This is a genomic window from Streptomyces sp. NPDC059788, assembly GCF_042732265.1.
Classification (GTDB): Bacteria; Actinomycetota; Actinomycetes; order Streptomycetales; family Streptomycetaceae; genus Streptomyces.
This window is the reverse complement of sequence record NZ_JBHWHY010000050.1, coordinates 1-12919: the sequence shown is the minus strand read 5'-3', so window position 1 is coordinate 12919 and position 12919 is coordinate 1. Positions and strand designations below refer to the sequence as shown.

Annotated in this window: 13 protein-coding genes and 1 other RNA gene; 9 read left to right on the top strand and 5 right to left on the bottom strand. The window is 72.4% G+C overall.

Annotated features, from left to right (window positions below):
* Positions 1–28 precede the first annotated feature (28 nt).
* Together prfB and ACFV57_RS33840 are read left to right on the top strand one after the other, a co-directional pair.
* Entirely contained in the window at positions 29–1147 is a 1119-nt protein-coding gene (prfB, locus tag ACFV57_RS33845; RefSeq protein ID WP_385240063.1) for a peptide chain release factor 2, read from the top strand.
* Between the two features lie 369 nt (positions 1148–1516).
* On the top strand, positions 1517–2446 hold the full coding sequence (locus ACFV57_RS33840; protein ID WP_385240061.1) for a hypothetical protein: 930 nt from the start codon (positions 1517–1519) through the stop codon (positions 2444–2446).
* Positions 2447–2604: 158 nt separating this feature from the next.
* On the opposite strand, the gene ACFV57_RS33835 is transcribed toward ACFV57_RS33840, so the two are convergent.
* Entirely contained in the window at positions 2605–2793 is a 189-nt protein-coding gene (locus ACFV57_RS33835; protein ID WP_385240059.1) for a hypothetical protein, read from the bottom strand.
* Positions 2794–3088: 295 nt separating this feature from the next.
* Here ACFV57_RS33835 and ftsE point away from each other — a divergent pair, with 295 nt between their 5' ends.
* The 5 genes from ftsE to ssrA all read left to right on the top strand — a co-directional run bounded on the left by ftsE (position 3089) and on the right by ssrA (position 7019).
* On the top strand, positions 3089–3778 hold the full coding sequence (gene ftsE / locus ACFV57_RS33830) for a cell division ATP-binding protein FtsE (protein ID WP_003986514.1): 690 nt from the start codon (positions 3089–3091) through the stop codon (positions 3776–3778).
* Between the two features lie 32 nt (positions 3779–3810).
* Positions 3811–4722 (top strand): permease-like cell division protein FtsX, encoded by a 912-nt coding sequence (gene ftsX / locus ACFV57_RS33825; RefSeq protein WP_385240057.1) that lies wholly within the window; start codon positions 3811–3813, stop codon positions 4720–4722.
* Positions 4723–4789: 67 nt separating this feature from the next.
* The gene (locus tag ACFV57_RS33820; protein WP_385240055.1) at positions 4790–5989 is read left to right on the top strand and encodes a S41 family peptidase; all 1200 of its coding nucleotides are present in this window, start codon (positions 4790–4792) and stop codon (positions 5987–5989) included.
* An 18-nt stretch (positions 5990–6007) separates the two neighbouring features.
* Positions 6008–6520, top strand: a complete 513-nt coding sequence (gene smpB / locus ACFV57_RS33815) for an SsrA-binding protein SmpB (protein ID WP_385240053.1) — start codon at positions 6008–6010, stop codon at positions 6518–6520.
* A gap of 129 nt (positions 6521–6649) precedes the next feature.
* Positions 6650–7019, top strand: a transfer-messenger RNA (tmRNA) gene (gene ssrA, locus ACFV57_RS33810).
* A gap of 97 nt (positions 7020–7116) precedes the next feature.
* Here ssrA and ACFV57_RS33805 read toward each other — a convergent pair.
* A complete protein-coding gene (locus ACFV57_RS33805) occupies positions 7117–8418 on the bottom strand; it encodes an MFS transporter (RefSeq protein WP_385240051.1) in 1302 nt (433 codons plus the stop codon).
* 124 nt (positions 8419–8542) lie between these two features.
* On the opposite strand from ACFV57_RS33805, the gene ACFV57_RS33800 reads away from it, so the two are divergent.
* On the top strand, positions 8543–9538 hold the full coding sequence (locus ACFV57_RS33800; RefSeq protein ID WP_385240049.1) for a LysR family transcriptional regulator: 996 nt from the start codon (positions 8543–8545) through the stop codon (positions 9536–9538).
* A gap of 68 nt (positions 9539–9606) precedes the next feature.
* Positions 9607–10137 carry a DUF4232 domain-containing protein gene (locus ACFV57_RS33795; RefSeq protein ID WP_385240047.1) on the top strand — a complete coding sequence of 177 codons (531 nt, stop codon included), beginning with the start codon at positions 9607–9609 and terminating at the stop codon, positions 10135–10137.
* A 37-nt stretch (positions 10138–10174) separates the two neighbouring features.
* On the opposite strand, the gene ACFV57_RS33790 is transcribed toward ACFV57_RS33795, so the two are convergent.
* From ACFV57_RS33790 to ACFV57_RS33780, 3 genes are read right to left on the bottom strand one after another with little or no spacing between them, the layout of a single operon-like run.
* On the bottom strand, positions 10175–10585 hold the full coding sequence (locus ACFV57_RS33790; RefSeq protein ID WP_385240045.1) for a lasso peptide biosynthesis B2 protein: 411 nt from the start codon (positions 10583–10585) through the stop codon (positions 10175–10177).
* Positions 10582–10839, bottom strand: a complete 258-nt coding sequence (locus ACFV57_RS33785) for a lasso peptide biosynthesis PqqD family chaperone (RefSeq protein WP_385240043.1) — start codon at positions 10837–10839, stop codon at positions 10582–10584. Before ACFV57_RS33785 ends, ACFV57_RS33790 begins: the two co-directional genes overlap by 4 nt.
* 4 nt (positions 10840–10843) lie before the next feature.
* Positions 10844–12721, bottom strand: a complete 1878-nt coding sequence (locus ACFV57_RS33780) for an asparagine synthase-related protein (protein WP_385240041.1) — start codon at positions 12719–12721, stop codon at positions 10844–10846.
* Positions 12722–12919 lie beyond the last annotated feature (198 nt).

Here is a 12919-nt window from a genome sequence, read left to right as displayed (position 1 = left end):
GACGGCGGCAGCCGTTAGGCTGGGGTGCGTGGCAGTCGTCGATGTATCCGAAGAGCTGAAGTCCCTCTCCTCGACCATGGGGTCGATCGAGGCCGTACTGGACCTCGACAAGATGAGGGCCGATATCGCCGCGCTTGAGGAGCAGGCCGCGGCGCCGTCCCTCTGGGACGACCCGGAGAACGCGCAGAAGATCACCAGCCGGCTGTCCTATCTCCAGGGCCAGCTGCGCCGGGCAGAGGAGCTGCGCGGCCGGGTCGACGACGTCGGTGTGCTCTTCGAGCTCGCCGAGGCCGAGGGCGACGACGAGGCCCGCGCCGAGGCGGAGAGCGAGCTGGCCGACGTCCGCAAGGCGGTGGACGAGCTGGAGGTCCGCACCCTGCTGTCCGGCGAGTACGACTCCCGCGAGGCCGTCGTCAACATCCGCGCCGAGGCCGGTGGCGTGGACGCCGCCGACTTCGCCGAGAAGCTCCAGCGCATGTACCTGCGCTGGGCCGAGCGGCACGGCTACAAGACCGAGCTGTACGAGACCTCGTACGCCGAAGAGGCCGGCATCAAGTCGACCACCTTCGCCGTCCAGGTGCCGTACGCCTACGGCACGCTCTCCGTCGAGCAGGGCACCCACCGCCTGGTGCGCATCTCGCCCTTCGACAACCAGGGCCGCCGCCAGACGTCCTTCGCGGGCGTCGAGGTGCTGCCGGTGGTCGAGCAGACCGACCACATCGAGATCGACGAGTCCGAGCTGCGCGTCGATGTGTACCGCTCCTCCGGCCCCGGCGGCCAGGGCGTGAACACGACCGACTCCGCGGTGCGCCTGACGCACCTCCCGACCGGCATCGTCGTCTCCTGTCAGAACGAGCGTTCGCAGATCCAGAACAAGGCGACCGCGATGAACGTCCTCCAGGCGAAGCTGCTCGAACGCCGCCGCCAGGAGGAGCAGGCCAAGATGGACGCGCTCAAGGGCGACGGCGGCAATTCCTGGGGCAACCAGATGCGGTCGTACGTTCTGCACCCGTACCAGATGGTCAAGGACCTGCGTACCGAGTTCGAGGTCGGTAATCCGCAGTCCGTGCTGGACGGTGACATCGACGGTTTCCTGGAGGCGGGCATCCGCTGGCGCAAGCAGCAGGAACAGGAGCAGGGAAAGTAACCCTGGTCCGTAACCCCCTGATGTAAGGCGCCGGAAAAGGCCGCCTGGATTTTCTGTGAAACAACTGCCGCTTATTGAGCGGCAGTTGTTTTTGCTGTCGTATGGCGATGTGGCGGTTTGGTCACAGTCATACGTCCATGGACCCCGCAACTCCTCTCAATTCGGTCATCGCACCTTTATTTGACCTTGACGATGATGTGAGAACTGGGAAGGGTGGTACGTGGCATACGTATGTCCGGGGCGTGCGTGTGAACGGGGAACTGAGTGCAACGGCCGCAGGGCGGTACGGCGACTCGCCTACCCGGGTCGGCCGCTGCCCCGAACAGCGATGCTCCATGGACGAGTAGAGCTACTGGGGGTAGCAGGCACATGACGAAGAAGACGCGGCTGCGCGTAGCGCGTATCGCGGCCGGTGCGGTGATCGCGGCCGGTGCGTCGCTCACCGCCGCCGGCGCCGCCTCGGCGGTCGGCACCGAGCAGACGGCGGGTTCCACTTCCGGTGGTCTGATCGGCGCCATCGACGACCTCCTCAGCGGCGGCGGCGACTCCGGTGGCTCCGAGACCGCGGGGCAGATCGGTGGCACCGGCGGCAGTGAGACCGGTGGCAACGAGACCGGTGGCCAGAGCGGCAACCAGACCGGCGGTAACGAGACGGGCGGTCAGTCGGGCAACCAGACTGGCGGCAATGAGACCGGTGGCCAGTCGGGCAACCAGACTGGCGGCAATGAGACCGGTGGCCAGAGCGGCAACCAGACCGGTGGTAACGAGACCGGTGGCCAGTCGGGCAACCAGACTGGCGGCAACGAGACCGGTGGCCAGTCCGGCAACCAGACCGGTGGTAACGAGACCGGCGGTCAGAGCGGCAACCAGACCGGTGGCAACGAGACCGGTGGTCAGAGCGGCAACCAGACCGGCGGCAACGAGACCGGCGGTTCGCAGACCGGCGGCCAGTCGGGCGGCCACAGCGGCGGCCAGACCGGCGGCGGTTCCGGCGGTTCGGAGACCACCGGCGGCGGCAGCTCCAACGGCACCACCGGCGGCAGCGACGACGGCACCGGCACCGGTACCGACAACGAGGGCAGCAAGCCCATCGACCAGCCCGGCGCGGGCAACGAGCAGATCGTGAACACGCCCGGCCAGCCGCAGCAGCAGGCCAAGGGCGGCGAGCTGGCGGAGACCGGTGCCTCCGGCACCACCTTCCTGCTCGTCGGCGCGGCGACGATGATCGCCGGTGGCATCGGCTTCCGCCTGATGCCGCGCCTGATCAACAAGAACGGCGGCGGCGCGGCCGCGGCCTGACACCAGGCCCCGCCCCGCACCCGGGGCAGCGCATGACGAAGGGCCCGGAGCGCGAGCGGCGCTCCGGGCCCTTCGGCGTCCTACGTCATCGGTGCCCGCCCGTCGGCGGGCCAGGCGGAGCGATGCTCCGTGCGCGGTGCGTCACCGCGGGCGCCGCCTCAGGCGGCCTGGTGCACCAGCACCGCCAGCGCGATCAGCGCCAGCAGCAGCGCCACCAGCGCCGCGGGCGTCAGCTGGCCGAACAGCCCGGTCTCCTGCAGCCGTTCCCTGCTGGCCCGGCACACGGGGCAGCGGCCCTCGTTCACAGGAGCCGCGCAGTTGGCGCACACCAGCCGGTCGTACGTCATGCGACCTCCTCCTCCACCGCTGCAACGCGCAAGGAACCACGATGGTTCCCCCTACCACTGTGCCAGCTCGTCGGCGGAACGGCGCGCCCCGGTCGCCTTCCGGCCTTTTCGGCGACACCGTCCGCTTCCACGGGCCGGAATGTGCTCGTTTTGTCCCCCTAGATGCCGTGAATAAACGCACCAACCCCGAACGGCGACTGCGCCTTCACGTGAGACTCGCGTAGGGTCACGCTCACCGACGGGAGCCCCAACAGGGGCATCCTGTGCCGCTACCCAGGTCGACCGTGGTGCATCAGTGATCCGATTCGACAACGTCTCCAAGACCTACCCGAAGCAGAACCGCCCCGCCCTCAGGGATGTCTCCCTGGAGATCGAGCGCGGCGAGTTCGTCTTCCTGGTGGGCTCCTCGGGCTCCGGCAAGTCCACCTTCCTGCGCCTGCTCCTGCGTGAGGAGCGCGCCAGCCATGGCGCCGTGCACGTACTGGGCAAGGACCTCGCGAAGCTCTCCAACTGGAAGGTGCCGCAGATGCGGCGCCAGGTGGGCACCGTCTTCCAGGACTTCCGGCTGCTCCCCAACAAGACGGTGGGACAGAACGTCGCCTTCGCCCTCGAAGTCATCGGCAAGCCGCGCGGGCAGATCCGCAAGACGGTCCCCGAGGTCCTCGACCTAGTCGGCCTCGGCGGCAAGGAGGACCGGATGCCGGGCGAGCTGTCCGGTGGTGAGCAGCAGCGCGTCGCCATCGCGCGGGCGTTCGTCAACCGTCCTCTGCTGCTCATCGCGGACGAGCCCACCGGCAACCTCGACCCGCAGACCTCGGTCGGCATCATGAAGCTGCTCGACCGGATCAACCGCACCGGTACGACGGTCGTCATGGCCACCCACGACCAGCAGATCGTCGACCAGATGCGCAAGCGCGTCATGGAACTCGAAAAGGGCCGGCTCGTGCGTGACCAGTCGCGCGGCGTGTACGGCTACCAGCACTAAGCGTGTACGGCCCCCAGTACTGAAAGGACGCCATGCGCGCCCAGTTCGTCCTGTCGGAGATCGGTGTCGGTCTCCGCCGGAACCTCACGATGACCTTCGCGGTCATCGTCTCCGTCGCCCTCTCGCTCGGCCTGTTCGGCGCCTCGCTGCTGATGCGCGACCAGGTCAGCACGATGAAGGGCTATTGGTACGACAAGGTCAACGTCTCCGTCTTCTTCTGCAACAAGAACGATGCCGCGACCGGCGCCAAATGCGGCAAGGGCGCGGCCACCCAGCAGCAGAAGGACGACATCAAGGCCGAGCTGGACCGGCTGCCGATCGTGCAGAACGTGCAGTACGAGTCCAGCGACCAGGCGTACAAGCACTACAAGGAGCAGTTCGGCGACACGCCCGTGGCGGGCCTGGTCACCCCCGACCAGCTGCCGGACTCCTTCCGGGTCAAGCTCAAGGACCCGACGAAGTACGAAGTGATCAAATCGGCGTTCTCCGAGCGGCCGGGCGTACAGGAGGTGCAGGACCAGCGCGACACCATCGAGCCGTTGTTCAACCTCCTCAACGGCATGAACATCGCCGCGTTGGTGGTGATGGCGCTGATGCTCGTGGTGGCGCTGATGCTGATCGTCAACACCGTGCGGGTGTCGGCGTTCAGCCGGCGGCGGGAGACCGGGATCATGCGCCTGGTGGGCGCGTCGAGTTTCTACATCCAGATGCCGTTCATCCTGGAGGCGGCCATCGCGGGCCTGCTCGGCGCGGTGTTCGCCTGTGTGCTGATCGTCGGCGGCAAGTGGGTGCTGATCAACAACTGGCTGGCCTCGAAGATCCTGGTCATCAAGTTCATTGGCTGGGATTCGGTCGTGGCGGTGCTGCCGCTGGTGCTGCTGATCGGTTTGTTGATGCCGGCACTCGCCGCGTTCTTCGCGCTGCGCAAGTACCTCAAGGTGTGACGTATGCCAAGGGCGCCGTACGGTCAACTCCCCGTACGGCGCTTCTTTCTGGCCTACACTCACCGGCATGACGGGCCCGTGTTTGTTCGTCCGGCCCCGCCGCAGCCGCCGCGGGGCGGCCCTGACGTTGGTCCTCGTCAGCGTGCTGGCCACCGGAGCGGCGGCGGGCTCCTGGGAGGAGTGCGGCACCCGGGCGGACGAGCGCCGGATAGCGGGGCACGCGGCCGCCGGAGCCGACCGGGCCCATCGGTTCGAGCGCGCGGCGCGGCCCGCCGCCGGACCTCACACGGACGGCTCCACGGCGGCGGGCGAGGCCGTCAGCCGCAGCGGTGACCGCTGGTCGACGGCGTTCTCGGCCCGCGAGTACGAGGACTTCCAGCGGGAGCTGGACGGCGAGTACGTGGGCGTGGGCCTGTGGCTGCGGCAGGCGCCGGACGGCCGCGCCCTGATCTCCCGGGTACGCCCCGGCAGCCCCGCGGCCAAGGCCGGCCTTCGCGCCGGCGACGAACTTCGCTCCGTGGACGGCGTGGCCTCGCGGGGCAGCGCGGTCACCGAGGTCGTGGCGCGGCTGCGCGGCGACGCCGGACCGGCCGCCGGCGGCACCGCGCCGGGCGGCGGCAGCAGCGTCGTACTGGAGCTGCGGCGCGACACCCGGCAGTGGACCGAGACCCTGCGCCGGGCCCGCCTGCGGGACCAGAACGTGACCACCGAGCGCCCCGACGGCCCGGACGGCCCCACCGTCATCAAGGTGGGCGCCTTCAGCAGCGGTACGGGCGAGGAGATCCGCCGGGCCGTGCGCGCGGCCTCCCCGCGCGGCGGCGTGCTGCTGGACCTGCGCGGCAACACCGGCGGCCTGGTGCACGAGGCGGTCGCCGCCGCCTCCGCCTTCCTGGACGGCGGCCTGGTCGCCACGTACGACGTCCGCGGCAGCCAGCGCGCCCTGTACGCGAAGGACGGCGGCAACACCCAGATCCCCCTGGCCGTGCTGGTGGACGGCGGCACGATGAGCGCGGGCGAGCTGCTCGCCGGGGCGCTCCAGGACCGTGCCCGCGCGGTCCTCGTCGGCACCCCGACCTTCGGCAAGGGATCGGTGCAGCTGCCCAGCGAGCTGCCGGACGGCTCGGTCGCCGAGCTGACCGTGGGCCACTACCGCACCCCGTCGGGCCGCACGGTCGACGACCGCGGCATCACCCCGGACCTGGTCGCGGAGGACGACGCCCCGGCGCGCGCCCGTACGGTATTGAGTGGCCTCGGGGGCGGGGCGTAGTGCGAAAATGGCGCCACTATGGCTAAGGCGAACAAGAAGAAGAGCAACAAGAAGGATGACGGGACCGGCCGCAAGCTCATCGCCCAGCACAAGAAGGCGCGGCACGACTACCTCATCCTGGACACGTACGAATGCGGGCTGGTGCTGACCGGCACGGAGGTCAAGTCGCTGCGGCAGGGCCGGGCGTCCCTGGTGGACGGCTTCGTGCAGATCGACCGCGGCGAGGCGTGGCTGCACAACGTGCACATCCCGGAGTACGCCCAGGGCACGTGGACCAACCACAGCGCGCGCCGCAAGCGCAAGCTGCTGCTGCACCGCCTGGAGATCGACAAGCTGGAGTCGAAGTCCCAGGAGACCAGCCACACGATCGTGCCGCTGTCGCTGTACTTCAAGAACGGCCGCGCGAAGGTCGAGATCGCGCTCGCCAAGGGCAAGAAGGAGTACGACAAACGGCAGACGCTGCGTGAGCAGCAGGACCGCCGTGAGGCGCACCGCGCGATCTCGGCGGCCAAGCGGCGCGAGCGGGCCTGAGCCGGACCCGGGCGCCGGCGCGGGCGGGCCCCGGCGCCGGAGGAATACGCTGGCATCGTCGCGCGTTGGTCACGTACGATGGGCAGCGCACCGCACGCCGGTGCAGGCACCACCTTGAAAAAACAACATGGGGATGATCGGTTTCGACAGCGGATGTCGAAGCAGGGGAAGCGAGCCGAGGAAGCGGCAATGATCTCGTTAACCCTATGTCGCAAAAAATAATCGCCAACACCAAGCGCGATTCCTTCGCCCTCGCTGCCTAAGTAGCGACTTGCGAAGTGTCAGCCCGGGGATGTTCCCGACCCGGATCCTGGCATCAGCTAGGGAACTAAACTTCTAGGTCCGGTCACGGGTCCTGGGAGGAAATCAAACAGTGACTGAGCCCGTCGGAGACTTGTCCGCGAGATCTCCGGGGCTGAGAAAATCGCAGCGGACTGCGCTCGGAGAAGCCCTGTTTCCGCACCGTTGGACGCGGGTTCGATTCCCGCCATCTCCACTCGACGGAGAAACCGGAGGCCCCGGCCCCCGGACCCGTCACCCCATGTGAGGCGAAGGCCCCGCTGCCCAGGCAGCGGGGCCTTCGCCGTTCGTGCCGCTCAGACCGGCCGCCGGGCGGCCCGTACGGCGTGGGCGGTGACGGCGGCCGTCAGGGCCAGGGCGGCGGCCGCGGCGGGCACGGCGTAGCCCGCGGCGGTGCCCCGCGGCAGGTGCTGCACGGCCCAGCCGCCCGTCGCCGAGCCTGCCGCGATGCCGGTCAGCAGGGCGGTGACGGCCAGCGTCATGCCCTCGTTCAGGCGGCCCGCCGGTACCCGCGACTGGATCAGGCCCATGCCGGTGACCATGGTCGGCGCGGTCGCCATCCCCGCGAGCAGCAGGGCGGCCCCCAGGAGGACCCCGCCGCCCGCGCCCGCGGCCGTGCACGGCAGCCACATCAGCGCGGCCATCGCGGCGACGCACCGCAGGAACCGGCGGCCCGCCGGTCCGGCCGGGCGCAGTACCCCGTACAGGAGGCCCGCCGCGCAGGACCCGGCCGCCTGGAGGGCGAGCAGCGCCCCCGCCACGGCGCGCTGCCCGTGCGCGTCCGTGAAGCCGATCGTGACGACCTCCAGCGAGCCGAAGACCGCCCCGGTGGCGAGGAAGGTCAGCAGCAGGGGCAGGGGCAGGAGCGGGGGCACGAGCCGTCCGGCACCGTGCCGGGCGGACACGGGCGTGGCCGGCGGTTCGGTGCGCCGCTGGGCGGCGAACAGCAGCACACCGGTCAGCAGCAGGACCGCGCCCGTCAGCGTGCCCGCCTCCGGGAAGAGCGCGGTGCACAGGAACGCCGCCAGTACCGGCCCGAGCATGAAGCAGACCTCGTCGGCCGCCTGCTCGAAGGAGTTGGCGGTGTGCAGCGCGCGCGGGTCGTCCCGGAGGAGGTGGGCCCAGCGCGCGCGGGCCATGCCGCCCGTGTTCGGCGTGGTCGCGGTGCAGGCGTACGCGGCGAACAGTGTCCAGGACGGCGCGCCGAGGTGGACGCACAGGACCAGCGCCAGCGAGCCGAGGGCGGCGAGTGCCGTCGCGGGGACGGCGACCCTGGCCTGCCCGTACCGGTCGACCAGCCGCGCCGTCCACGGCCCGGCCACCGCCGTCGCCGCGAGCCCCGTCGCGGTGACCGCCCCGGCCAGCGCGTACGAGCCGCGCGACCCGGCGATCATCAGGATCGCGCTGACGCCGAACATGCCCATCGGCAGCCGGGCGAGGAGGTTGGCGGCGGTGAAGGCGCGGGTGCCGGGGACGGTGAAGATCCGTCCGTACGGCCCGAGGACGCGCCGGAGCGCGGCGGGACGACGGCGCCGCCGACGGCGCGCGGGCGGGACGGGCCGGGCGGTCACGGGCCGGGACGCGAGGAAGAGGATCACGCAACTACGGTCGCGGCGCGGGCCGTTCCCCGTCCAACACCTGATCCGTACGCATTCACGCACTTGTGTTGTCAAAGCGGCGGGTGCGCCCGGACCCCGTACGCGCCGGTGGCACGATGTGCCCGTGCCCCGAGACCTCGACCCGCGCCTGCTCCGCGCCTTCACCGCCGTCGCCGACGAACTGCACTTCACCCGCGCCGCCGCCCGCCTCTACGTCGCCCAGCAGGCACTGAGCCGCGACATCCGGCGCCTGGAGGGGGAGTTGGGCACAGTCCTCTTCGACCGTACGACGCGCCAGGTCGCCCTCACCGAGGACGGCGCCCGTCTGCTCCCGTACGCGCGGCAGGTGCTGGCCGCCCACGACGACCTGGCCGCCGCCTTCCGCGCGCCCGACGACCGCCCGCTGCTGGTCGATGTCGGCGTGCCCATCGGCACGGCGCACACCGTCCTGGAGGAGGCCCGCCGCCTGGCGCCCGCCGGCGAACTCGTCGCCCGCTTCCACAGCGGCCTGACCGGCGCGGCGGCCGAGATCGCCGCCGGGCGGCTGGACGTCTCCTTCGGGCGCGTCGCCGGGCTGCCGCCGGCCGTCCGGGCCCGCCTGGACCACCAACCCGTACGGTTCGAGCCGATGGCCGTCCTGCTCGACGCGGCCCACCCCCTGGCGGCCCGCCCCGCCGTCCCCCTGTCCGCCCTCGCGGGCGAGACCCTCTACGCCGGGGCCGGCAACCCGCACACCGCCGAGTGGACCGACCTCGCCGCCCGCCTCTTCGCCGGGCGGGACATCGCGATGGCCGCGCCGTTCCCGGAGATCGAGGGGGCGGCGGAGTTCATGCGCGTGGTGCGCAAACAGGGCTGGTCGGTGCTGGCCAGTGCCGAGTTCATCGATGTGCCGGGCATGGTGCTGCGCCCGGTCACCGACCCCGTGCCGCTCTCGCCGATATCCCTGGTGTGGCGGCGCGGGCTGCGGCACGCGGGCCTGGACGCGCTGCGTACGGCCGCCCGGGACCTGGCGGCCGGGCGCGGGTGGCTGCGGCGCCCGGACGGTCCGGTGTGGCTGCCCGAGGAGGACGCGGCCCTGATGGCGCGAGGGGCGGCCGGTGGCCGAACTTTTTCCGTATAAGCAACCTATAAGCGCTGGAACCCATCCCTAACGACGGCAGGAACCACAGCCGGACTATTGGGGGTCCCGTGCGCAAGCGCCCGCTGATCGTGGCGGCTCTGGCCGCGCTCGTTCTGAGCGGCGGTCTGGTCGCCTGTGACGAACCGCGTGTCGACGCGCTGCACGCGAGTTGTACGACCGAGGGCCTGAGGTGGAAGGTCACGGTGCTGAAGAAGAAGGCCCGCAGCATGCACCGGGAAGGCCGGCTGTCGGCCGTGAACACCGGTGCGAACGAGTGCGTCTTCCGCGGTTATCCCGACTTCCTCGTCCACTACGGCAAGGGCCCCGAGGCGGGCGGTGTGGGGCAGGGCCGCGCCCGCCCGGTGAGCCTGCCCGGCGGCACCGGCGTCGTCGTCGACCTGCGCTACCGGGACGCCGAACCGGGGCACCCGAACCCGGCCGACTGCATCATCAGCGACGGCTCCGCCGTCGTCACGGCGCCCCGTGACACGAAGGGCACGCCGGTGCGGGCCTGGGACGAGCGCGGCCGACGGGCCCGGCTGGACGTGTGCGACGACGTCATACGCATGGCACCGCCGCGGCGGGCGGCCGCCGGCTGAGCGACCGGCGGGGGCCCGCCGCGCAGTGCCGGGGCGCTCAGCGGGGGACGGACAGCAGTGGTTGATAGAGCCGGGTGTCGTCCGGCTCGCCGACGGGTTCGCCGTCCACCGCGACCCACGCATGGGCGCGGAACGGCTCCGTACGCACGCCCGTGCACCACTGCGGCCACCGCCCGCGCAGCCGGCACAACAGCACGGTGGCAACGGAGCGTTGCAGACAGCCGTTGCCCGCGCAGCGCACGCTGACCGTGACGACGGCGTGCCGGGCGCGCGCGGCCTCCGGCACCCGGGCGGGGCGGGCGCCGCGCCGCACGGCTTCCAGCACGCGGCACAGCGCGCGCGGGGAGAGGGCCGTCAGGACGCGGGCCACGGCGACACAGACGAGGGCCGCGCAGCGCTCCCCGAAGGGCAGGCGGCCGGGGGCTCCCACGGCGACGGGAATGCTCACGGGGTCACCAGCTTCGCCGACCGGAGCGACTCCAGCAGCGCGATGGCGTCCGCCCCCACCCGGTCGGCCGCCGAGGGATGGCGGCTGCGCAGCTCGTCGGCGGCCGACGCGCAGGTGCCGCCCGCCAGGAGGTGCTCCAGGACGAACGCGCCGGTGTTGTTCATCTGCCAGTAGCGGCCCGTACGGGCGTTGAGCAGCACCATGCCTCCGGGGGTGCGCACACTGCTGACGTGGGGGGCGAGGGCGAACGCCATCGGGTCAGGCTCCTTCCGCGGCGGGAACGGTGGGGCGGGCGGGCACCGGCGTCTGCGTCCCCTGCAGGGAGCGGAGCCAGTACTCGGCCGCCAGGGTGGGGTCGAGCGGCTGCAGGACGTGCGAGTGGGGCTGGAGCTTGGTGAGGGCGGCGCGCAGCGCCTCGGGCCGGATCAGGCCCAGGGAGGCCAGGCGCGAGTCGTCGCAGAGCGCGGACAGCGCCCGGCGGTGGCGGCGCAGGCCCGCGTACACCTCGGCGCTGTGCTCGCCCTTCGTGCCGCGGGCCCGTAGCGCTTCCGGCAGGACGCCGCGCATGGCCGTGCCGAGCAGGGGCTTGTACGCGCCGAAGGCGACCTGGTCGACGAGTCGCACGGCGAGCGCCGCCTCGATGACGTTGTCGTCCAGGAAGGGCGCCTCGAAGGTGACGCCGTGATGGGCGGTCAGCGCGGCGGCGCCGCGCACGATCTCCCCGGCGCGGGCGGCGGCGCGCAGCGTCTCGTGCTGGCAGCGCAGCGGCGCGAAGGGCTCCGGGCCCCCGGCGGCGGAGTCCCGCACCAGGCGGCGGACGGTGGCCACCGCGTCCGGATGCGCCCACGACGGCATGGCGGGCACGACCTCCCAGTCCGCGCCGCTGTCGCCGGCCCGGGCGCCGGGCACGATCCGGTCGGCGCAGGACTCCAGCCACTGCGGATACGGGACGCCGCCGAACAGGGTGCGCAGGGTGTCGACCAGCGTCCAGCGGCCCAGGCGGCGGGCCGCGTTCGCGCGCCGGGCGGCGGAGCGGAAGTCCGTACGGGCCAGGGAGTTGAGCACCACCGGGCGCGGGCTGAACAGTTCGTCGCCGCCGACGCCGACCAGGTGGGTGCGGGAGCCGTGGGCGGCGACGGTCCGGGCCTGGTGGGCGAGCCGGGCGCTCTCCCGGATCACCGCGAGCGGCCCTGCCGGGTCGCCGTGCGCGGGCTGCGGCGGGGTGTACCAGGTGGGCGCGTCGGCGTACGGGAGCGGCAGGTGCTCCGCCGGCCGGAGCAGGGCCGCGCCGCGGGCGCTCCAGATGTTGTCGTCGTTGGCCTCGTCGCGGCAGACCCAGGCCGTGGTGATCAGCCGGGCGGCGTCGCGGGCGGCGAGGAAGCACAGGCTGGTGGAGTCCATGCCGCCGGAGAGGTCCGCGCTGAGCGCGGGTCTGCGGGTGCGCGCCCGTACCGCCTCGGTCAGCGCGTCCCGTACGGACTCGGCGGCGTCCTCCAGCCACAGGTCGGGCTGCGGGGGCCACCACCAGCGCACCGTGCCGGACCGGCCGTCGGGCCCCAGCGTCAGGCAGTGGCCGGGCGGTACGGCGTGCACCGCGCGCCACGCCGGGCGCAGGGCGAGCGGGTACGGCGCGAACGGTGCGAGCAGCCGCACGGCCAGGCTCTCCTCGTCCACGGAGCCCAGGCCCGGGGCGCCGGTGGGCAGGCCGGCGGCGGCCGCCTCGCGGGCCAGCGCCGCCAGGTCCTGGGGGCGGCCGGCCGCGACCGTGACGCCGTTGATGTCCGCGTGGTGGATCTGCCGGACGGTCGACAGGCTGCCCTGGCACCGCAGCCGGGAGCCCATGGCGGCCAGCAGGAAGAAGCTGCCGTGCAGTTCGCGGACCCGGCTGTCCAGGTCGGAGAGGCAGCGCAGCCGGCGCAGCAGCCGGTCCAGGGTCCCGGCGTCGGCCGAGGTGGTGCCGAAGAGCAGCAGCCGGTCCGGTCCGCTGCCGGCCGCCACGGCCTCGTCGTCGGTCCAGTGCCCCATGACCCAGGGGCGCCCGGAGGGGTGGCGCACCGTCCGCATCGTGGGGTCGCGCCTGAGGCACAGGCACAGCGGATCGGTCGCGGGATGGTCGGGGAAGACGACGAACTCCACGATGGCTTACCACCCCTGGCGTGCGGTGCCGGCGTGTGGCACATGGTCGGTTCGGGTCGGTGGGCGCCGGCGTCCACCGGTGCTGACGGGTACGGGCGGGGCCGTACCCCCCGGGGCGCGGGGCCCCCGCGGGGGCGGGGACCCCGCGCCCCCCCCCCGGCCCCGCCCCCCCCGGGGGGGGGGGGCCCCCCCCGCCCC